The following is a 21,415-nucleotide window of genomic DNA, read 5'->3' on the forward strand; positions in this document are numbered from 1 at the left end:
CACCTGTACCCATGCCGAACACAGAAGTTAAGCCCTAGAACGCCGGAAGTAGTTGGGGGTTGCCCCCTGTGAGATATGGAAGTCGCTTAGCTCTAATCCGCCATAGCTCAGTTGGTAGTAGCGCATGACTGTTAATCATGATGTCGTAGGTTCGAGTCCTACTGGCGGAGTAGTTAATTAAAGGAGGTTTCGACCTCTTTTTGTTTTGTAATTAATAATCTGTCTCGCACCTAATGATAAGTGATATTTTTCTTGACGAGAGAGGTCTCGGCTACCATCATTTTAGAACAATGATAGCACTTGAATCGACGCTTTCTAAGGAGGATTCTGCTAAACATATCAAACATATCAGTCGTTTCGAGGTAAGGAATTTTAGAAGGTTTTTGAAAGTCATATTTTTTCATTTGACTTCCACAACAAGGACAAGATGGGGAGTTGTAGTCCATTCTAGCGATAATTTCCTTGTGTGTATCCATATTGATGATATCTAGAATTTTGATGTTTGAGTCTTGGATATCAAGTATTTTTGTGATAAAAAGTAATGATTCCATATGATTTTTTCTATGGAACTTTTTTCTACAACAAAATAGGCTCCATAATATCTATAGGGGATTTAGCCACTACAAATATTATAGAGCCTAATTATCAGGATAATTTTATAAATCATTTATAGAAATTTTTTATTTTTAGAGATTTAATAGTTTGTTTTTGATATAAGATATTTGTTTCTATTATGTCTATCTTTCTCATTTTTTATCTTGTTGAGGTTGGTATTTGAGCAATTCAGGAATTGATAATATCTGTTTATAATTTTTTGTTAGAATAAGGTCATAAAAAGAAAAGGAGTATATATTTATGCTACAAAGTATTTATGATCAGATGACAGATTTCTATAACAGTATCGAAGAAGAGTATGCTACTTTCTTTGGTGATAGTTGGGAATGGGAACATTTTCATTTTAAATTTTTGATTTATTATTTAGTTCGATATGGCATTGGGTGTCGTAGGGATTTTATCGTTTACCATTATCGTGTTGCTTATCGTTTGTATCTTGAAAAGATGATAATGAATCGAGGTTTTATTTCTTGTTGAGGCAGTACGAGTGAATTCCCGAACTAATTTACTCTTTTACGGAACAATTATGATAAATAGCTGTTAATTTTTCTAAAATATTTTTTAATAGTTGGAAATAGCAAATCTTTCTATTGTTTCTTCTTGATAAAAAGGCGATTTTTTCTTATAATAAATTGTAAGATATAATTGCGGGTGAGATTCCTGCCATGTATGTGAGAAAGGAAGAGCCTGAGGGCTCAGACAAAATTATGACTTCAGTTGTTGTTGTAGGTACCCAATGGGGTGATGAAGGTAAAGGGAAGATTACAGACTTCCTTTCAGCGAATGCAGAAGTGATTGCACGTTACCAAGGTGGTGATAATGCAGGTCACACGATTGTGATTGATGGTAAGAAATTTAAGTTGCACTTGATTCCATCTGGAATTTTCTTCCCTGAAAAAATCTCTGTTATTGGGAATGGTATGGTTGTAAATCCTAAATCTCTTGTGAAAGAGTTGAGCTATCTTCATGAGGAGGGTGTGACAACTGATAATTTGCGTATTTCTGATCGCGCGCATGTTATTTTGCCTTATCATATTGAGTTAGACCGTTTGCAAGAAGAAGCTAAGGGCGACAATAAGATTGGGACTACAATCAAGGGAATTGGTCCAGCTTATATGGACAAGGCTGCTCGTGTTGGGATTCGTATTGCAGATCTTTTAGATAAAGATATTTTCCGTGAGCGTTTAGAACGTAACCTTGCTGAAAAGAATCGTCTTTTTGAAAAATTGTATGACAGTAAAGCGATTGCTTTTGATGATATTTTTGAAGAATATTATGAATATGGTCAACAAATCAAGAAATATGTGACAGATACATCTGTTATTTTGAATGATGCGCTTGATAACGGTAAACGTGTGCTTTTTGAAGGTGCACAAGGTGTTATGCTAGATATAGACCAAGGTACGTATCCATTTGTTACGTCATCAAACCCTGTGGCTGGTGGTGTTACGATTGGTTCAGGTGTTGGTCCAAGTAAGATTGACAAGGTTGTAGGTGTATGTAAGGCTTATACGAGTCGTGTAGGAGACGGTCCATTCCCAACTGAGTTGTTTGATGAAGTGGGAGAACGTATCCGTGAAGTGGGTCATGAATATGGTACAACAACTGGTCGTCCACGTCGTGTGGGTTGGTTTGACTCAGTTGTGATGCGTCATAGCCGCCGTGTTTCTGGTATTACGAACCTTTCATTGAACTCTATCGATGTTTTGAGTGGTTTGGATACAGTGAAAATCTGTGTGGCCTATGATCTTGATGGTCAACGTATTGACTACTATCCAGCTAGTCTTGAGCAATTGAAGCGTTGCAAGCCTATCTATGAAGAGTTGCCAGGTTGGTCAGAAGATATTACCGGAGTTCGTAATTTGGAAGATCTTCCTGAGAATGCGCGTAACTATGTTCGTCGTGTGAGTGAATTGGTTGGCGTTCGTATTTCTACTTTTTCAGTAGGTCCTGGTCGTGAACAAACAAATATTTTAGAAAGTGTTTGGTCTTAAGAGATTTTTAAGATTTGTTTAAGATAGGTCGGGTATACTATAGACAGTTACAAGAAGACCTCCTAACTTGTTGTAACAAATATCCTAAACTTTTCTTTTTCATAATAATCTCCCTATAAAGTCACCGCATTCGGTGGCTTTTTTTGTCTTGGGATTCATGATATAATAAAATCGATAAGTAGGAAAAGAGAAAAGAGATGGATTATACGCTTGAAGAAAAAGAAGTTTTTATGAGGGAGGCTTTGAGAGAGGCTGAGATTGCCTTAGAACACGATGAAATTCCAATTGGTTGTGTGATTGTCAAAAATGGGAAAATCATTGGTCGTGGGCATAATGCGCGTGAGGAATTGCAGCGAGCGGTTATGCATGCGGAGATTATGGCTATAGAGAATGCGAACTTGAGTGAGGAGAGCTGGCGCCTGCTCGATTGTACGCTTTTTGTGACCATTGAGCCTTGTGTCATGTGTAGTGGGGCGATTGGGCTTGCCCGCATTCCAAACGTGGTCTATGGGGCTAAAAACCAGAAATTTGGCGCTGCTGGAAGTTTGTACGATATCTTGACAGATGAGCGTCTCAACCATCGTGTAGAGGTTGAAACAGGAATTTTGGAAGATGAATGCGCAGCTATCATGCAGGACTTTTTTAGAAATAGACGGAAAAAATAATTTTGCTTTTAAAATGAATAGGAATGTGATATAATAAATAGTAGAGCAACAGTTCTGCGTGAAGCGGGTCAGGGGAGGAATCCAGCAGCCCTAAGCGATTTGAATTGTGTGCTCTTTTTTTCGTGCTTTTTCCGAATAAATAAGATAGAATAATCTAGAATAAATGATAATAGAAAAGAGAAAATTATGAAAATCCGTGGTTTTGAATTGATTTCGACTTTTACAGATAAAAATTTGTTGCCGAAGCGTGAGACAGCGCATGCGGCTGGTTACGACTTAAAGGTTGCTGTGCGTACGGTTATTGCGCCAGGAGAGATTGTCTTGGTTCCGACAGGGGTTAAGGCTTATATGCAGCCGACTGAGGTTCTCTACCTCTATGATCGCTCTTCAAACCCTCGTAAGAAGGGCTTGGTCTTGATTAACTCGGTTGGGGTCATTGATGGGGATTATTATGGAAATCCTGGAAATGAGGGGCATATTTTTGCGCAGATGAAGAATATCACAGACCAAGAGGTTGTTCTTGAAGTTGGGGAACGTGTGGTCCAGGCTGTCTTTGCTCCTTTCTTAATTGCAGATGGAGATGCGGCTGATGGCGTTCGAACTGGTGGATTTGGTTCAACTGGTCACTAGGATGAAGATTATCTTTGTACGTCATGGAGAGCCAGATTACCGTGAGTTAGAGGAGCGTTCTTATATGGGATTTGGGATAGATTTGGCACCCTTGTCTGATAAGTGACGGCAGCAAGCTCAGAAATTGAGTACCAATCCTTTACTATCCTCAGCTGAAATAATCATATCTTCTGCAGTCACAAGAGCTTTAGAAACGGCTTCTTATGTGGTTTGTGCTACAGGACTTCCTTTAAGAGTGGAGCCATTATTGCATGAATGGCAGGTCTATGAAAGTGGCACAGATAATTTTGAAAAAGCTCGTACTATGTTTCTAGAAAATAAGGGGGAGTTACTTCCTAATAGTCCTATTCAATATGAGACAGCTGAAGAGATGAAGTCTCGTTTTCTAGAATGCATGGCTAAGTATCGAGATTACCAGACCGTGATAGTGGTAACTCACAACATGATCATGCTTCAGTCTGTGCCAAATGAGAAGATTGATTTTTGCCAAGTGATTGAGTGTGAGTTAGAGATATAGAAAGAGGTTTATCATCGCAAAGAAAAAAGCGACATTTGTATGTCAAAATTGTGGGTATAATTCCCCTAAATATCTGGGACGTTGTCCTAACTGTGGGTCTTGGTCTTCTTTTGTAGAAGAGGTTGAGGTTGCCGAGGTAAAGAATGCGCGTGTGTCCTTGACAGGTGAGAAAACCAAGCCCATGAAACTGGCTGAGGTGACTTCAATCAACGTTAATCGAACCAAGACGGAGATGGAGGAATTTAACCGTGTGCTTGGAGGCGGAGTGGTACCGGGAAGTCTTGTCCTCATTGGTGGGGATCCTGGAATTGGGAAATCAACCCTTCTCTTGCAAGTCTCAACCCAGTTGTCTCAAGTGGGGACTGTTCTCTACGTCAGTGGGGAGGAGTCTGCTCAGCAGATTAAACTACGTGCAGAGCGTTTGGGAGATATTGATAGCGAATTTTATCTCTATGCAGAGACCAATATGCAGAGTGTTCGCGCAGAGGTAGAGAGAATCCAGCCAGACTTTCTCATTATTGACTCAATTCAAACCATTATGTCTCCTGAGATTTCAGGGGTACAGGGATCTGTTTCTCAGGTGCGTGAGGTGACGGCTGAGCTCATGCAACTGGCCAAAACTAATAACATTGCCATATTTATCGTAGGGCATGTGACCAAGGAAGGAACCTTAGCTGGGCCTCGTATGTTGGAGCATATGGTGGATACGGTGCTTTACTTTGAAGGGGAACGCCACCATACCTTCCGTATTTTAAGAGCGGTCAAAAACCGTTTTGGCTCCACTAATGAGATTGGGATTTTTGAGATGCAGTCGGGCGGTTTGGTTGAGGTCCTCAATCCGAGTCAAGTTTTTCTAGAGGAGCGTTTGGATGGAGCGACTGGTTCGTCAATCGTTGTCACTATGGAGGGGACACGTCCTATTCTAGCGGAGGTACAGGCTTTGGTGACACCGACTATGTTTGGAAATGCCAAGCGTACGACGACAGGACTTGATTTTAATCGTGCGAGTCTGATTATGGCTGTTTTAGAAAAGCGTGCAGGGCTTCTCTTGCAAAATCAGGATGCCTATCTCAAATCTGCTGGTGGTGTCAAATTGGATGAACCTGCCATTGACTTAGCCGTCGCTGTTGCTATTGCTTCGAGCTACAAGGACAAGCCAACCAACCCTCAGGAATGTTTTGTGGGAGAACTTGGTTTGACGGGAGAAATTCGGCGCGTGAATCGTATCGAGCAGCGTATTAATGAAGCTGCTAAACTGGGCTTTACTAAGATTTATGTACCCAAAAATTCCTTGACAGGAATCACTCCACCTAAGGAAATTCAGGTTATTGGGGTGACAACGATTCAGGAAGTCTTGAAAAAGGTATTCTCCTAATAGTTATGGTCAGCTTTAGATGACTAATTATTTTATTGCTAACATTTATTAAAACAAGGAGGAATTTCTTATGAAATTTTCTATGGACAGTCATATGCAATTTCCTTTGGTAGAGTTGTCACTCAATCAAGGAGAAACCGTCTATATCCAGCGAGGTAGTATGGTTTACCACACGCCTAACGTAAGTCTCAATACCCAGCTCAATGCTAGCGGTTCAGGTTTGGGACGTTTTGTTAAAGCTGTAGGACGTTCAATGGTTTCTGGTGAAAGCACCTTCATTACTCAAGCTGTAGCAGAGTCTGATAACGGGAACCTTGCTCTAGCACCAGATACTCCTGGGCAAGTAATTGCTCTTGAACTAGGTGAAAAACAATATCGACTGAATGATGGGGCTTTTCTAGCTCTTGATGGTACAGCTTCCTATACTATGGAGAGTCAGTCTATTGGTAAAGCTCTGTTCGGAGGGCAAGGCGGTCTCTTTGTGATGACTACCCAAGGCCAGGGAACTCTCTTGGCCAATGCTTTTGGCTCTATCAAGAAAATTGAGCTACAAAACCAAGAAATAACCATTGACAATGCCCATGTGGTGGCTTGGAGTCAATTTTTGGACTATAATATCCACTTAGAAAATAGCTTCTGGCAGTCTATTGGTACAGGCGAAGGAGTGGTGAATACCTTCCGAGGAACTGGTGAGGTCTACGTACAAAGTCTCAATCTTCAGAGCTTTGCAGGATCGCTCAATAAGTATATCCAAAAAGGTTCATAAAATAAAACTAGGACGGAAGCCCAAGCTAGAAGCTGGATGTCTCTGTCCCAGTTTTTTTATATGAAGGTTGACAACTGACAAGACAAAGAAAAGATGGTAAGATAGGATATAAATAATTTGGTGTTCAAATTATCTGATAGACTAGAAAGTGAGTTGTTATGTCCTATTTTGAAAATTTTTTAAAAGCCAATCAAGCCTATGTAGAACTGCATGGAGATCTTCATTTATCAATCAAACCAAAGACTAAGGTTGCAATCGTAACTTGTATGGACTCGCGTTTACACGTTGCGCCAGCTCTTGGGTTGGCTCTGGGAGATGCTCATATTTTGCGGAATGCTGGAGGGCGAGTGACAGATGATATGATTCGCTCGCTTGTGATTTCCCAGCAACAAATGGGGACAAGGGAAATTGTGGTGCTCCATCATACAGACTGTGGTGCACAGACATTTGAAAATGGTCCTTTTCAGGAGTATTTGAAAAAAGAACTAGGAGTGGATGTTTCTGACAAGGACTTTTTGCCTTTTCAAGACATTGATGAAAGTGTTCGTGAGGATATGAGATTGCTACAGGAAACTCCTCTAATCCCAGACGATGTCATTATCTCTGGTGCCATTTACGATGTGGATACAGGAAGGATGACAGTTGTAGAATTATAAATACTTCATTTAGAAAGAAAGTATATGAAGAAAAACAGTATTTTATTTATTTTTATCTTATTGCTATGTATTGGTTTACAGTATGAAACCATCTACTATACGGATGGTTCGATGTCAGCTGCGGAATATGGACTAATGGGAGTTTCTATCTTTCTAGCTCTCTTTTACATGATTCCGGCTCTTTATTTCCTTTTCCGTCTTGGGAAAAAATGGGAATTGCCAAAGAATGCCTTGATCTTGTCTTTATTGGGTGGGATGTTCCTTTCAGGCTGGTTGTCTAGCTTTGCGAATACTTATATCCATGATTTACTGGGTGTTCTTTTCCCAGATAGTGCCTTTTTAAATGCTTTTGAAAGTGCTATTGTGGCTCCTTTGGTAGAAGAACCGCTGAAATTACTGCCACTTATTTTTGTTTTGGCTTTGATTCCTGTGCGAAAATTAAAATCTTTGTTCTTACTAGGGATTGCTTCTGGTTTGGGATTCCAAATGATTGAGGATATTGGCTATATTCGTACGGATTTGCCAGAGGGCTTTGATTTTACCATTTCAAGGATTTTAGAGCGTATCATCTCAGGAATTGCTTCTCACTGGACTTTTTCAGGTTTGGCGGTAGTAGGTGTTTACTTGCTTTACAGAGCCTATAAAGGGCAGAAGGTTGGCAAGAAACAGGGGCTTATTTTCCTAGGTTTAGCCTTGGGAACTCATTTCTTGTTTAACTCTCCTTTTGTGGAGTTGGAGACAGAGTTGCCCTTAGCGATTCCAGTGGTTACGGCTGTTACTCTCTATGGTTTTTATCAGGCTTATCGCTTTGTTGAGAAGCACAATGAGTTGATGAACTAGAATATTTTTCAAAAGAATGATGCAAGGGGACAAATATGGTGCCCTTCTTTTATTTTTGATTGAAAAATAGTGCAAAAAGCGCTACAATGGTAGATGGAAAAATCTTGTGAAAAGCACAAGCGATACATATATACCGGAGGAAATCATGTCTTTTTCTGATTTAAAGCTGTTTGCCCTTTCTTCTAATCAAGAATTGGCAAAACGTGTAGCGCAGGAGATTGGGATAGAGTTGGGGAAATCAAGTGTTCGCCAATTTTCAGATGGAGAGATTCAGGTCAACATCGAAGAATCAATCCGTGGGAAACACGTTTTTATCCTACAATCAACTAGCTCGCCTGTAAATGACAATCTGCTTGAAATTTTGATTATGGTGGATGCTTTGAAGCGTGCCAGTGCAGAATCTGTCAATGTTGTTATGCCTTACTATGGGTATGCACGTCAGGATAGAAAGGCGAGAGCGCGTGAGCCAATCACTTCAAAACTTGTCGCAAATATGCTTGAAGTAGCTGGAGTGGATCGTTTATTGACCATCGACTTGCATGCTGCGCAGATTCAAGGATTCTTTGATATTCCTGTGGATCATTTGATGGGGGCTCCTCTGATTGCGGATTATTTTGAGCGTCGTGGTATGGTTGGTTCTGACTATGTGGTTGTCAGCCCAGACCATGGAGGGGTGACTCGTGCCCGTAAGTTGGCAGAATTTTTGAAAACATCTATTGCTATTATTGATAAACGTCGTAGCGTTGATAAGATGAATACTAGTGAAGTCATGAACATCATCGGTAAGGTCGAAGGCAAGACTTGTATTTTGATTGATGATATGATTGATACAGCTGGAACGATTTGTCACGCGGCAGATGCTCTTGCGGAAGCTGGTGCTGTTGAAGTCTATGCAAGCTGTACGCACCCAGTTCTTTCTGGTCCTGCTATGGACAATATCCAAAAATCAGCTATCAAGAAATTGGTTGTTTTGGATACGATCTACCTGCCAGAAGAGCGCTTGATTGATAAGATTGAGCAGATTTCAATCGCTCATCTCCTAGGAGATGCTATTGTGCGTATCCATGAAAAACGCCCACTTTCTCCACTTTTTAGTATTGAGAAAAAGATTTAAGTTTTCACTTAGAATAAAACATACTCCTAGCAGAAGTGAACTGCTAGGAGCTTTTTTGTAGCCAAAATCTGCAAGCCTTTTCAAAATATGCTATACTGATGAAAAAGGAGGATTTCTATGAGTCAAGAATTTATCAATCCAAGTGATGGTGTGATTCGTCAGTATCTCGCAACGAGTAAAACCCTTGCTGTAGTGGGGTTATCAGACCGTGAAGAAACAACTAGCAATCGAGTGACCAAGGAAATGCAGGCTCGGGGTTATAAAATCATCCCAGTCAATCCCAAGGTAGAAGGTGGTGAAATCTTGGGTGAAAAGGCTTATGCTAGCCTAGCAGAGATTCCTTTTCCTGTAGATATTGTTAATGTTTACCGGCGCAGTGAGTTTTTGCCGGATGTGGCGCGTGATTTTCTCAAGGCTGATGCCAAGATTTTTTGGGCACAGCTAGAACTTGAAAATCTAGAGGCGGAAGAAATCTTGCGTGCTGGTGGATGTGATGATATCGTGATGAATCGTTGTATTAAGAGAGAACATACACGCTTGATTGAGGAAGCATAAGAAAAAGGTAGCTGGTGGGCTACCTTTTGTGTTAGAAAATGCCGATAAGGGTCTGCATACCAAGACTAGTAAGGATGATGGCAATCCAACAGATGGCTCCAAGAACAATTGATTTTCCGCTGGATTTGACCATAGCTATCAGATTGGTTTTGAGCCCGATAGCACTCATGGCCATGATAATGAGGAATTTGGAAAGTTGTTTGAGAGGGGTAAAGAAACTACTGGACACACCGAGAGAGGTCAGTAGGGTGGTTAGGAGAGATGCAAGGATAAAGTAAAGGATAAAAAGTGGGAAGACTTTTTTCAGTTGAAGGCCTTGCTTATTTTTTTGCTCGCGACTTTGCCAGTAGGAGAGAAAGAGAGTGATGGGGATAATAGCCAGAGTACGCGTAAGTTTGACAATGGTTGCGGATTCGAGGGTATTGGTCCGGTAGAGACTGTCCCAGGCGCTAGCTGTGGCGGTTACAGAGGAAGTGTCATTGACCGCAGTTCCTGCAAAGAGGGCAAATCCTTCATTAGACAAGTGAAGCCAAGTACCGAGGGTTGGAAAGATGAGCGCAGCCAAGACATTGAAGAAAAAGATAACGGAGATGGCTTGGGCTACTTCCTTTTCCTTGGCATGGATAACGGGCGCTGTCGCTGCAATGGCAGAGCCCCCACAGATAGAAGAACCCACTCCAATCAAGGTAGCCAGTTTTGTGTCCAGTGCAAAGAATCGCTGGAAGAGGTAGGCAACAATCAAGGCTATTGAAATGGTGGACAGGATGACAGGGAGTGAAGATTGTCCGACTGCGAAGACTTGCGAGATATTGAGACCAAAACCAAGCAAGATAACGGCATACTGGAGCAATTTTTTAGAACTAAAGGTCAATCCCGCATCCAGTTGTTTATAAGGCGAGAGAAAGTGGTGTAGGAGCATTCCCATAAAAATCGCAAAAACAGGCGCGCCAATCACAGGGAAGAATCCTCCTAAGTACCAAGATACGATGGAAATGAGAAGGCAGGCCAAGATGCCTGCTCCATTTTTTGATAGAAATGACATAAAAACCTCCAAATAGAATCTGTTACCATTATAGACCTGTAAACAGGAAAAGTAAAATAGAAAGTGGAAAGCTATTCTATAATGTATTTTTGCGGTCGGGGGGCTTTTGTAGTATAATAGAGATACGTTTTGAAAGTGGGAGGTATCTATGGACTTAACTAAGCGCTTTAATAAACAGTTAGATAAGATTCAAGTTTCGTTGATTCGTCAGTTTGATCAGGCTATTTCGGAGATTCCTGGGGTCTTGCGTTTGACCTTGGGGGAACCTGATTTTACAACGCCTGATCATGTCAAGGAGGCGGCCAAGCGAGCGATTGACCAGAACCAATCCTACTATACAGGGATGAGTGGTTTGCTGACTTTACGTCAGGCAGCCAGTAACTTTGTTAAGGAAAAGTACCAACTGGACTATGCTCCTGAAAATGAAATCTTGGTTACAATTGGGGCGACAGAGGCCTTATCTGCTACTTTGACGGCTATTTTAGAAGAGGGAGACAAGGTGCTCTTGCCAGCTCCTGCCTATCCAGGTTATGAGCCAATTGTCAATCTAGTTGGGGCAGAGATTGTCGAGATTGACACGACTGAAAATGGGTTTGTCTTGACTCCTGAGATGTTGGAAAAGGCTATTTTGGAGCAGGGTGATAAGCTCAAGGCGGTTATTCTCAACTATCCAGCTAATCCGACAGGGATTACCTATAGTCGAGAGCAGTTGGAGGCCTTAGCAGCTGTTTTACGCAAGTATGAAATTTTCGTTGTCTGTGATGAGGTTTACTCAGAATTGACCTATACAGGGGAAGCCCATGTGTCTCTGGGAACTATGTTGAGAGATCAGGCTATAATTATCAATGGTTTGTCTAAATCGCATGCTATGACAGGTTGGCGTTTGGGACTGATTTTCGCTCCTACAGCCTTTACAGCTCAGTTGATTAAGAGTCACCAGTACTTGGTCACTGCTGCAAATACCATGGCTCAACATGCTGCGGTAGAAGCCTTGACAGCTGGTAAAAACGATGCGGAGCCTATGAAGAAGGAATACATCCAGCGTCGAGATTACATTATCGAAAAAATGACTGCTCTTGGTTTTGAGATTATCAAACCAGACGGTGCCTTCTATATCTTTGCTAAGATTCCAGCGGGCTACAATCAAGATTCCTTTGCCTTTCTGAAGGATTTTGCTCAGAAGAAGGCTGTTGCCTTTATCCCTGGTGCGGCCTTTGGGCGTTATGGAGAAGGTTATGTTCGCCTGTCTTATGCAGCTAGCATGGAGACGATCAAAGAAGCCATGAAACGACTTGAGGAGTACATGAGAGAAGCATGATTCAGTCTATCACGAGTCAAGGCTTGGTGCTCTACAATCGCAATTTTCGTGAGGATGACAAGCTCGTCAAGATTTTTACAGAGCAGGCTGGTAAACGCATGTTTTTTGTCAAGCACGCTGGTCAGTCCAAACTGGCGCCTGTTATTCAGCCCTTGGTGTTGGCTCGATTTCTCCTGCGAATCAATGATGACGGGCTCAGCTATATCGAGGACTATCACGAGGTGATGACTTTTCCCAAGATTAATAGCGACCTCTTTGTCATGTCTTATGCGACCTATGTGGCAGCTCTTGCAGATGCTAGTTTGCAGGACAATCAGCAGGATGCTCCCTTGTTTGCTTTTTTGCAAAAGACTTTGGAGTTGATGGAAGCGGGCTTGGATTATCAGGTTTTGACCAATATTTTTGAAATCCAAATCTTGACTCGATTTGGGATCGGCCTCAATTTTAATGAGTGTGTCTTTTGCCATCGGATCGGTCAGGCTTTTGACTTTTCTTTCAAATATGGAGCTTGTCTTTGCCCAGAGCATTATCATGAGGATGAGAGACGTTGCCATCTTAATCCCAACATCCCTTATCTGCTCAATCAATTTCAAGCCATTGATTTTGAGACCTTGGAGACCATTTCGCTCAAGCCTGAAATCAAGCAAGAGCTACGACAATTTATGGATCAGCTCTACGAAGAGTACGTGGGGATTCACCTAAAATCAAAGAAATTTATTGATTCCCTAGCAGACTGGGGACAATTACTAAAAGAGGAAAAGAAATGAAAAAAATTGCAGTAGATGCAATGGGGGGCGATTATGCACCTCAGGCCATCGTTGAGGGTGTCAATCAAGCCCTGGCTGACTTTTCAGATATTGAGGTTCAACTCTACGGAGATGAAAGCAAAATCAAGCAATATCTGACAGCGACAGAGCGCGTCAGCATTATCCATACGGATGAGAAGATTGATTCAGACGATGAACCTACGAGAGCTATTCGGAAGAAAAAAAACGCTAGTATGGTATTGGCGGCCAAGGCTGTCAAAGAGGGTGACGCAGATGCTGTGCTCTCAGCTGGGAATACAGGTGCCTTGTTGGCGGCTGGATTCTTCATAGTTGGCCGCATCAAGAATATCGACCGTCCTGGGCTTATGTCAACCTTGCCGACTATTGATGGGAAAGGTTTTGACATGCTAGACCTCGGTGCTAATGCGGAAAATACAGCCCAGCACCTCCATCAATACGCGGTTCTAGGATCCTTCTATGCTAAAAATGTCCGCGGCATTGCGCAACCACGTGTTGGCTTGCTTAACAACGGGACAGAGAGTAGTAAGGGCGACCCGCTTCGTAAGGAAACTTATGAATTACTGGCGGCTGATGAAAGTTTGAACTTTATCGGAAACGTGGAAGCGCGTGATTTGATGAATGGCGTTGCGGATGTTGTTGTGGCAGATGGTTTCACGGGAAACGCTGTCCTCAAATCTATCGAAGGGACAGCCATGGGAATCATGGGCTTGCTCAAGACCGCTATTACAGGTGGTGGGCTTCGAGCGAAACTAGGCGCCCTCCTTCTCAAGGACAGTCTCAGAGGTTTGAAAAAACAGCTCAACTATTCAGATGTTGGTGGAGCAGTCTTGTTTGGTGTCAAGGCACCTGTTGTCAAGACTCATGGCTCAAGTGATGCCAAGGCTGTCTATAGTACGATCCGTCAGATTCGTACCATGCTAGAAACAGACGTAGTTGCCCAGACTGCGCATGAATTTTCAGGAGAATAAAAGAGATGACAGAAAAAGAAATTTTTGACCGTATTGTGACCATTATCCAAGAGCGACAGGGAGAGGACTTTGTAGTGACAGAATCCTTGAGTCTGAAAGACGATTTGGATGCTGATTCAGTTGACTTGATGGAGTTTATCTTGACGCTGGAAGATGAATTTAATATCGAAATCAGTGATGAGGAAATTGATCAACTCCAAAGTGTAGGAGATGTGGTTAAGATTATTCAAGGAAAATAAAGAGGCCTTTTGTCAACTGTAGTGGGTTGAAGAAAAGCTAGGATCGAGACTCTGGGATAAAAAGTTCTCAGTCACAAAAAAAGCTAGAGAGTTCCAATTGGACTTAGCCTGGTGGCGTGATCACCAAACGACGCAAGCTCTCTTTGAGTTGACCAAGGAGCATCACCAGCATGTTTATGGAGATCAAGGAATTTTGAATCACTACTTCAAGGATGCTTGGCTTCGCCTGCCTTTGACCTATAACCTTCAAGTGGGATCGGATAAGGATCAGCATCAGCATCAGTATGGGGACTTGGCCTTGTATGATGAGTTTCCAGGTCTTCCAGCAGTTATTCATTATACATCTCACAATAAACCCTGGACAGCCAATCGTTTCAATCATTTTAGAGAGATTTGGTGGTTCTATTATGCTTTATCTTGGGAAGATGCCTTATTCCACTTGGGAAAAATGTAGAGGATAACTTCCTAATGTACAAGCTCTTGCTTAAGGCTGAGCGTGTTATTCATACAGAGAAGTGTATCTAATGGTATCGGGTCGGAAGAGAGGACACCTTATCCCAGGTCTGGAATGAGAAGCGCGTCCTGGATGAAATGGAAGCAAAAAATGAAAAGCTGGATCTTTTAGGAATGATGGGATATGATCTGACTTTGCATAGCTATATCTACAAGACAAGGTTGAAGCGAGCGATTGAAAAGCTTGAAGAAGCCCAGCTACAAGAAACAGAAACCTATAAATGTGCCCGTATAAACTTAGGTTTGTTGGAGCCCTAGATTCTTAGTTAGTGGGCTCCTTTTTAGAAAGGATTCTTATGCTAGTTATTGCACCAGAAAATAATAGAGAGTTGAAAAAAGTCAGAAAGCTACTGGCTATCTTGGGGCAGTCTTATCAGATCCTGTTTACCAATTTGGAAACAGATTTGGGGCTAGGTGAAGATAGTTTGGCTTCCCTCTTGACCTATGCAGATCCCAGCTCTAGGGAGGGGCAGCCCCTCTTTTTTAATGACTTACCTGTTCCTGATTATTGGGAGCCATGGACTATGGGGATTACGACCTATATTTTTGATGGTCAGAAACGAAGAGGAAATATAATCTTACGAAAAGATATCCAATCACGAACCGTAGAGTATGTTGAGTGGCTGGGTGAGGGGGATACTGTTCTGACTATTGAAGATTACAATCGTTATGGTTGGAGAAGCCGTAAACGACTGTTGGAAGAAGACGGACAAACCTACCTGGAAATTTACTATAATCGAAATCAGGAAGAGGTCTTGCATCATTTTGTCAAAAAGGGGTATTTCCTCTATCAGAAAAAGTCTGGTCTAGATCAGCTTTATGCCAATGAGGAGGAGTTGAGACGATCTCTATTCGAAAAGGTCCTTTCTGGTCAGGAACCCCTTATATGTTTGGATTCGAAGGTAGTTCCCCTCCTACAAGAACTTGGAAAGGAAGACTTGATTTTTTGCAGTCCTCATCAAGAGAATTTAAGTGACCTTCAAAAACAAGTCAAGCAGATACTCATCTTGAATTACTATGCTCCTGAAGATCGAAAAGCGGACCTTCAATATGTGGCTGGATTGGTTGATTCTGGGACAATTACCTTTCAAACTAAGGCTTTGATCATGACAGCATCAGAAGAAGTGGAAAGCTTGGCCTACTTGGTAGAAAGTCTTCCCGGAGTGGACTTTCATGTTGCAGCCCTAACCAACATGGGACCTAAATTAACCAATTTAAGCTCTATTCCTAATCTTCATCTCCATCCGAATTGCTCAGAGGAGCGTTTTCAGGAGTTATTGGCAAGCTGCTCGCTATATTTGGATGTGAACCATGGTAGGGAAGTTTCAGCAGCCTCTATGAGAGCAATTGAAAGTGGGCAGTTAATTCTTGGATTAAACACGACTGTTCATTATGAGGTTTACAAAAAATTACCAACTGTCCTCGCATCCAGCGATTTATTACTAGAAAAGATCAAAGATGTGTTGCAATCACCAGAAGAGTTTACTAATCGGATTGAGGAACAAAGAGTCGTCTTGCAATTGGCTAAGAAAGAAGACCTGCTTGCATTCTTCAATTGTCGAGGGGAGGAAGCCAAATGACCATTTATACCTTTAATCTCTTGGTGGGATATGAACCAAATGGGGTAGATGTGGCTCAGGCTTCTCGGGCAATTATGCTTCGTCAGTTGCAGGAGCCAGCACGATTTGTCTTTACGACCTGGCCTAGTCCTCAGAAGTTAGCCTATTATCTCTCACTTGGCCACAAGGATGAAGAACTCTTATACGCCTATCTCAGCTTTACAGATCAAGAAATCAGTGTTCCTTCTGTCACAGTCGAGGCTCTACAAACGGACTTTCAGCTAACGCGACTAGATTTGGTGAAAAAGACGGAGACTGAGGCCCATTACCAGATTTCTAATGAACAATCACTGGTTTTTACTTTAGATCCTTATCATCAAGGCTGTGTTCGCTATGTTGATTATCTAGTGAGAGGATCTATGGTAAAACGGGAGTGGTATGGAGCTAAAAAAATAGTTACAGAGTACTTTGTAGATGGGGTCATCGTTCGACGAACCTATCACCATCAAAATGGCAGAGTAGCTTTTCAGGAAATCAAGCAGGGAAAAGACTGGTTTTATCAAATGGGAAGGGAAATCTTATTGACCCAAACTCAAGTGTTGGAACGTTTTCTTGATCGACTTGATTTAGGGAAGGAGGATATTCTCTTTCTTGATCGAGCATCCTTAATGGACTTTTCCCGTCCTATTCTTGAGCAAAAGACTTCTGCTCGCTTAGGTTTTGTCTTTCACTCGGAGCATGAATTTTTGAATGGTTCTCTTAATTATGAGTACTATTATGTATTTAAATATATGCAACGCTTTGACTTCCTGCTAACAGCAACAGAACTTCAAAAAGAGGTCTTATTAGAAACCTTTAAAAAGCAAGGTATAGATGTACTTCCTATTTATGTAATTCCTGTTGGACATTTGGATCAGTTACAGCAACCATCGTCCCCTCGCCAACCTCTGAGCTTGATGACAGCCTCTCGTCTGGATCCTCGTAAACGAATTGATTTAGCCATTAGGGCGGTTGCTTTGGCCCATCAAAGGGTACCCGCTTTGCAATTTCATATCTTTGGTAAAGGAGAAGAGGAACCTACTTTGCGACAGCTTATCCAAGATCTTCATGCGGATGATTATATCTTGCTTCAAGGGTATGCAGATTTAGAGTCTCTCTATCCTCAGTATCAAGTTTATGTCACGACTTCCCAGTGGGAAACCTTTGGTTTAACCCTGATGGAAGCCATTGGTTCGGGGTTGGTCTTACTTGGTTTTGATGCTCGTTATGGTAATCCAACCTTCATTCAGGATGGAAAAAATGGCTATCTAGTTCCATATGGTGTGGATAGAAATGAAGAAGAATTGGTTGCTGACATGGCAGAGAAGCTCGTTTTTATCTTAGAAAATGACTTGAAGTCTATGCACCAGACTTCTTATGATCTCGCAAGGAACTATTTGAGAGAAAGGATTGTTCAAGCTTGGCGTCAAGTGCTCGACGAACTGAGGGAGAACCTTTAAAGCCCTGAATACTAAGTGAATGAGTCTGATTTCTGCAGGGTGAAAAACTCGGCTCTTTGTCAACTGTAGTGGGTTGAAGAAAAGCTAAGATCTAGAAAGGACAAATTTCGTCCTTTCTTTTTTGATGTTCAGAGCGATAAAAATCCGTTTTTTGAAGTTTTCAAAGTTCCTGAAACCAAATGTATTTCGTTTGATAAGTTTGATGAGATTATTGGTCACTTCCAGTTTGGCGTTGGAATAGTGTAACTGAAGGGAATTAAGGATTTTCTCTTTGTCCTTAAGAGAGGTTTTAAAGATAGTCTGAAAGAAAAGATGAACCTTCTTTAGATTGTCCTCAATGAGTCCGAAAAATTTGTCAGACTCTTTATTCTGAAAGTGGAAAAGCAAGAGCTGATAGCACTTGAATCAACGCTTTTTAAGAAGAATTCTAGTAGGCATACCAGTCGTTTCGAGGTAAGGGACCTTAGACGGTTTTTGAAAATCATATTTCTTCATTTGGCTTCTGCAATCAGGGCAAGATGGAGCCTCATAATCCAGTTTAGCGATGATTTCCTTGTGGGTATCCTTATTAACAACATCCACAAATTGGATATTAGGGTCTTTAATATCGAGTAGTTGTGTGATAAAATGTAATGGTTCCATATGAATCTTTCTAATGCGTTGTTTTGTCGCTTTTCATGATAGGTCATATGGGACTTTTGTCTACACAAAAATAGGCTTCATAATATACAGATAGGATTTACTCACTACAAATCGTATAGAGCCATAATAAGCACCCTGATGTATATTATCAACCAATGACTCTTGATATGACAAAAATGATTGTTGAGTATATATAGGAGTTCCAAGGCACTTGCTTTGGAATTTTTTCTTTGGTTCAAGCGACCGTTTAGGAACAGATTTAGTCTTTCTAGGGACAGGAGAAATCTGAGGAGGGGATATAATGAAATTAGAAAAATCATACTCTTCGAAAATCTCTTCAAACCACGTCAGCGTCGCCTTGGTATAGGTATGGTTACTGACTTCGTCAGTTCTATCCACAACCTCAAAACAGTGTTTTGAGCTGACTTCGTCAGTCTTATCTACAACCTCAAAGCAGTGCTTTGAGCAACCTGCGGTTAGCTTCCTAGTTTGCTCTTTGATTTTCATTGAGTATGAGGTGTTTATTTGGAGTTTTACATGTATTTTTTGATAAAATTTGATAAAATTTGATAAAATAGGTATAGAAATTAGGAAAGTTGAAGAAAAGAAATGAATAAGATTTTAAAATATTTTTTAGTATTTGTTTTTCTATTTTTAATGAATATTTTCATCTTTAAGATACTTGCAACTCTGGGATTTCAGCTGACAATGACTGAAAAGAGTTATATTGTACCACCGCTATTTTCGATTATCGTTTTATATATGATTGACAAAAAAATTAGGAAGAAAAAGAAATAAATTTATATTTTAGGTAGGACGTTTGTTCTGCCTATTTTTTTATCCCAAAAGTGCATTTGGGAGGGAGATAGGCGCATTTGGGGAGGAAGTCCAGTTTTTGTTTGGGGATTGGGGTAAGATAGTTGTTATCAGATGAGTTTAGGAAAAAGGAGATGAATATGAAATTTGGGAAACGTCACTATCGTCCGCAGGTGGATCAGATGGACTGTGGTGTAGCTTCATTAGCCATGGTTTTTGGCTACTATGGTAGTTATTATTCTTTGGCTCACTTGCGAGAGTTGGCCAAGACGACCATGGATGGGACGACGGCTTTGGGCTTGGTCAAGGTGGCAGAGGAGATTGGCTTTGAGACGCGGGCCATTAAGGCGGATATGACGCTCTTTGACTTGCCAGATTTGACCTTTCCTTTTGTTGCTCATGTGCTTAAGGAAGGGAAATTGCTCCACTATTATGTGGTGATTGGGCAGGATAAGAAGACGATCCATATCGCTGATCCAGATCCTGGTGTCAAGTTGACTAAGATTTCTCGTGAGCGATTTTCGCAAGAGTGGACAGGAGTGACCCTTTTTATGGCACCTAGTCCAGACTACAAGCCTCATAAGGATCAAAAGAATGGTCTGCTCTCTTTTATTCATATATTAGTGAAGCAGCGTGGCTTGATTGCCAATATCGTTTTGGCGACACTCTTGGTAACCTTGATTAACATTGTGGGTTCTTATTATCTACAGTCTATCATTGATACCTATGTGCCAGATCAGATGCGTTCGACGTTGGGGATTATTTCGATTGGGCTGGTTATCGTCTATATCCTCCAGCAGATCTTGTCTTACGCTCAGGAGTATCTCTTACTTGTTTTGGGGCAACGCTTATCGATTGACGTGATTTTGTCCTATATCAAGCATGTTTTTCACCTGCCTATGTCCTTTTTTGCGACACGTCGTACAGGGGAAATCGTGTCTCGTTTTACAGATGCTAACAGTATCATTGATGCGCTGGCTTCGACCATTCTTTCGATTTTCCTAGATGTGTCAACGGTTGTCATTATTTCCCTTGTTTTATTTTCACAAAATACTAATCTCTTTTTCATGACCTTATTGGCACTTCCTATCTACACAGTGATTATCTTTGCCTTTATGAAGCCTTTTGAAAAGATGAATCGGGACACCATGGAAGCCAATGCGGTTCTGTCTTCTTCTATCATTGAGGACATCAACGGTATTGAGACTATTAAGTCCTTGACCAGTGAAAGTCAGCGTTACCAAAAAATTGACAAGGAATTTGTGGATTATCTGAAAAAATCTTTTACCTATAGTCGGGCAGAGAGTCAGCAAAAGGCTCTGAAAAAAATTGCCCATCTCTTGCTCAATGTCGGCATTCTCTGGATGGGGGCTGTTCTGGTTATGGATGGCAAGATGAGTTTGGGGCAGTTGATTACCTATAATACCTTACTTGTTTACTTTACCAATCCTTTGGAAAATATCATCAATCTGCAAACCAAGCTTCAGACAGCGCAGGTTGCCAATAACCGTCTGAATGAGGTTTATCTGGTAGCTTCGGAGTTTGAGGAGAAGAAAACGGTTGAAGATTTGAGCTTGATGAAGGGAGATATGGACTTCAAGCAGGTTTCCTACAAGTATGGCTATGGTCGAGACGTCTTGTCGGATATCAATTTGACCATTCCTCAAGGTTCTAAAGTAGCTTTTGTGGGGATTTCAGGGTCAGGTAAGACGACCTTGGCCAAGATGATGGTTAATTTTTACGACCCTAGTCAGGGAGAGATTAGTCTGGGTAGTGTCAATCTCAATCAGATTGATAAAAAGGCCCTGCGCCAGTACATCAACTATCTGCCTCAACAGCCCTATGTCTTTAACGGAACGATTTTGGACAATCTTCTTTTGGGAGCCAAGGAGGGAACGACTCAAGAGGATATCTTACGGGCGGTCGAGTTGGCAGAGATTCGGGAGGACATTGAGCGCATGCCACTGAATTACCAGACAGAATTGACTTCGGATGGGGCAGGGATTTCAGGTGGTCAACGTCAGAGAATTGCTCTGGCGCGTGCCCTCTTGACAGATGCGCCGGTCTTGATTTTGGATGAGGCGACCAGCAGTTTGGATATTTTGACAGAGAAGCGAATTGTCGATAATCTCATGGCTTTAGACAAGACCTTGATTTTCATTGCCCACCGCTTGACTATTGCTGAGCGGACAGAGAAGGTTGTTGTCTTGGATCAGGGCAAGATTGTTGAAGAAGGAAAGCATGCTGATTTGCTTGCACAGGATGGCTTTTACGCCCATTTGGTGAATAGCTAGAAAGAGGAGA

General features: G+C 41.6%; 22 protein-coding genes, 1 tRNA gene, 1 rRNA gene, 1 other RNA gene and 3 pseudogenes. 24 read left to right on the forward strand and 4 right to left on the reverse strand.

Annotation, left to right across the window (positions count from 1 at the left end):
- Positions 1-91, forward strand: a 5S ribosomal RNA gene (rrf, locus tag B7696_RS03060); the annotation flags it as partial.
- 5 nt (positions 92-96) lie between these two features.
- Positions 97-170 (forward strand) — tRNA-Asn (locus B7696_RS03065).
- A gap of 75 nt (positions 171-245) precedes the next feature.
- On the opposite strand, the pseudogene B7696_RS03070 reads toward B7696_RS03065, so the two are convergent.
- Positions 246-551: pseudogene (locus tag B7696_RS03070) on the reverse strand (transposase family protein); the annotation flags it as partial.
- A 304-nt stretch (positions 552-855) separates the two neighbouring features.
- Between B7696_RS03070 and comW the strand changes: the two are divergent.
- The 12 genes and pseudogenes from comW to B7696_RS03130 all read left to right on the forward strand — a co-directional run bounded on the left by comW (position 856) and on the right by B7696_RS03130 (position 9,727).
- Positions 856-1,092: a sigma(X)-activator ComW gene (gene comW / locus B7696_RS03075; RefSeq protein ID WP_049544022.1), complete on the forward strand. Its 237-nt coding sequence runs from the start codon at positions 856-858 to the stop codon at positions 1,090-1,092.
- A gap of 230 nt (positions 1,093-1,322) precedes the next feature.
- A complete protein-coding gene (locus B7696_RS03080; RefSeq protein WP_001832534.1) occupies positions 1,323-2,609 on the forward strand; it encodes an adenylosuccinate synthase in 1,287 nt (428 codons plus the stop codon).
- A gap of 197 nt (positions 2,610-2,806) precedes the next feature.
- The gene (gene tadA, locus B7696_RS03085) at positions 2,807-3,274 is read left to right on the forward strand and encodes a tRNA adenosine(34) deaminase TadA (RefSeq protein ID WP_084862063.1); all 468 of its coding nucleotides are present in this window, start codon (positions 2,807-2,809) and stop codon (positions 3,272-3,274) included.
- A 32-nt stretch (positions 3,275-3,306) separates the two neighbouring features.
- Positions 3,307-3,404: signal recognition particle sRNA small type (gene ffs / locus B7696_RS03090), an RNA gene on the forward strand.
- 56 nt (positions 3,405-3,460) lie between these two features.
- Positions 3,461-3,904 carry a dUTP diphosphatase gene (locus B7696_RS03095; RefSeq protein ID WP_084862065.1) on the forward strand — a complete coding sequence of 148 codons (444 nt, stop codon included), beginning with the start codon at positions 3,461-3,463 and terminating at the stop codon, positions 3,902-3,904.
- A pseudogene (locus B7696_RS03100) lies at positions 3,864-4,421 on the forward strand (histidine phosphatase family protein). The gene B7696_RS03095 and the pseudogene B7696_RS03100 overlap by 41 nt, the downstream one beginning before the upstream one ends.
- Before the next feature lie 13 nt (positions 4,422-4,434).
- Positions 4,435-5,796, forward strand: coding sequence for a DNA repair protein RadA (radA, locus tag B7696_RS03105; RefSeq protein ID WP_080710032.1), 1,362 nt, complete (start codon positions 4,435-4,437; stop codon positions 5,794-5,796).
- Positions 5,797-5,866: 70 nt separating this feature from the next.
- Positions 5,867-6,562, forward strand: coding sequence for a TIGR00266 family protein (locus tag B7696_RS03110; RefSeq protein ID WP_084862067.1), 696 nt, complete (start codon positions 5,867-5,869; stop codon positions 6,560-6,562).
- Between the two features lie 158 nt (positions 6,563-6,720).
- Positions 6,721-7,218, forward strand: a complete 498-nt coding sequence (locus B7696_RS03115) for a beta-class carbonic anhydrase (protein WP_084862069.1) — start codon at positions 6,721-6,723, stop codon at positions 7,216-7,218.
- A 24-nt stretch (positions 7,219-7,242) separates the two neighbouring features.
- Positions 7,243-8,058: a PrsW family intramembrane metalloprotease gene (locus B7696_RS03120; RefSeq protein WP_084862071.1), complete on the forward strand. Its 816-nt coding sequence runs from the start codon at positions 7,243-7,245 to the stop codon at positions 8,056-8,058.
- A gap of 145 nt (positions 8,059-8,203) precedes the next feature.
- Positions 8,204-9,172, forward strand: a complete 969-nt coding sequence (locus B7696_RS03125; protein ID WP_033682853.1) for a ribose-phosphate diphosphokinase — start codon at positions 8,204-8,206, stop codon at positions 9,170-9,172.
- A gap of 117 nt (positions 9,173-9,289) precedes the next feature.
- A complete protein-coding gene (locus B7696_RS03130; RefSeq protein ID WP_084862074.1) occupies positions 9,290-9,727 on the forward strand; it encodes a CoA-binding protein in 438 nt (145 codons plus the stop codon).
- A 31-nt stretch (positions 9,728-9,758) separates the two neighbouring features.
- Here the strand turns inward: B7696_RS03130 and B7696_RS03135 are convergent, their stop codons facing one another.
- Entirely contained in the window at positions 9,759-10,769 is a 1,011-nt protein-coding gene (locus B7696_RS03135) for a YeiH family protein (RefSeq protein WP_084862077.1), read from the reverse strand.
- A gap of 148 nt (positions 10,770-10,917) precedes the next feature.
- On the opposite strand from B7696_RS03135, the gene B7696_RS03140 reads away from it, so the two are divergent.
- The 8 genes from B7696_RS03140 to B7696_RS03175 all read left to right on the forward strand — a co-directional run bounded on the left by B7696_RS03140 (position 10,918) and on the right by B7696_RS03175 (position 17,653).
- Positions 10,918-12,087, forward strand: coding sequence for a pyridoxal phosphate-dependent aminotransferase (locus tag B7696_RS03140; protein WP_084862079.1), 1,170 nt, complete (start codon positions 10,918-10,920; stop codon positions 12,085-12,087).
- On the forward strand, positions 12,084-12,854 hold the full coding sequence (gene recO, locus B7696_RS03145; RefSeq protein WP_084862082.1) for a DNA repair protein RecO: 771 nt from the start codon (positions 12,084-12,086) through the stop codon (positions 12,852-12,854). The genes B7696_RS03140 and recO overlap by 4 nt, the downstream gene beginning before the upstream one ends.
- Positions 12,851-13,843, forward strand: coding sequence for a phosphate acyltransferase PlsX (gene plsX / locus B7696_RS03150; RefSeq protein WP_084862084.1), 993 nt, complete (start codon positions 12,851-12,853; stop codon positions 13,841-13,843). Before recO ends, plsX begins: the two co-directional genes overlap by 4 nt.
- A 5-nt stretch (positions 13,844-13,848) precedes the next feature.
- Positions 13,849-14,082, forward strand: coding sequence for an acyl carrier protein (locus B7696_RS03155; RefSeq protein ID WP_000136446.1), 234 nt, complete (start codon positions 13,849-13,851; stop codon positions 14,080-14,082).
- A gap of 97 nt (positions 14,083-14,179) precedes the next feature.
- Positions 14,180-14,536 carry a glycosyltransferase gene (locus tag B7696_RS03160; protein ID WP_084862086.1) on the forward strand — a complete coding sequence of 119 codons (357 nt, stop codon included), beginning with the start codon at positions 14,180-14,182 and terminating at the stop codon, positions 14,534-14,536.
- A gap of 137 nt (positions 14,537-14,673) precedes the next feature.
- Positions 14,674-14,853, forward strand: coding sequence for a hypothetical protein (locus tag B7696_RS10525; protein WP_239822186.1), 180 nt, complete (start codon positions 14,674-14,676; stop codon positions 14,851-14,853).
- A gap of 38 nt (positions 14,854-14,891) precedes the next feature.
- Entirely contained in the window at positions 14,892-16,175 is a 1,284-nt protein-coding gene (locus tag B7696_RS03170; protein WP_084862088.1) for an accessory Sec system glycosyltransferase GtfB, read from the forward strand.
- Positions 16,172-17,653: a glycosyltransferase gene (locus B7696_RS03175; protein WP_084862090.1), complete on the forward strand. Its 1,482-nt coding sequence runs from the start codon at positions 16,172-16,174 to the stop codon at positions 17,651-17,653. The genes B7696_RS03170 and B7696_RS03175 overlap by 4 nt, the downstream gene beginning before the upstream one ends.
- A gap of 84 nt (positions 17,654-17,737) precedes the next feature.
- On the opposite strand, the pseudogene B7696_RS03180 reads toward B7696_RS03175, so the two are convergent.
- Together B7696_RS03180 and B7696_RS10530 are read right to left on the reverse strand one after the other, a co-directional pair.
- Positions 17,738-18,295 (reverse strand): annotated as a pseudogene (locus B7696_RS03180) (transposase).
- A 60-nt stretch (positions 18,296-18,355) separates the two neighbouring features.
- Entirely contained in the window at positions 18,356-18,802 is a 447-nt protein-coding gene (locus B7696_RS10530; protein WP_239822187.1) for a hypothetical protein, read from the reverse strand.
- Between the two features lie 102 nt (positions 18,803-18,904).
- Between B7696_RS10530 and B7696_RS10535 the strand changes: the two genes are divergently transcribed.
- Together B7696_RS10535 and comA are read left to right on the forward strand one after the other, a co-directional pair.
- Entirely contained in the window at positions 18,905-19,093 is a 189-nt protein-coding gene (locus B7696_RS10535) for a hypothetical protein (protein WP_084862093.1), read from the forward strand.
- A gap of 158 nt (positions 19,094-19,251) precedes the next feature.
- Positions 19,252-21,405, forward strand: a complete 2,154-nt coding sequence (gene comA / locus B7696_RS03195) for a peptide cleavage/export ABC transporter ComA (protein ID WP_084862095.1) — start codon at positions 19,252-19,254, stop codon at positions 21,403-21,405.
- The last annotated feature ends 10 nt before the right edge of the window (positions 21,406-21,415 follow it).

Origin of the sequence: Streptococcus mitis, assembly GCF_002096815.1 — a bacterium.
Lineage (GTDB): Bacteria > Bacillota > Bacilli > Lactobacillales > Streptococcaceae > Streptococcus > Streptococcus mitis_AD.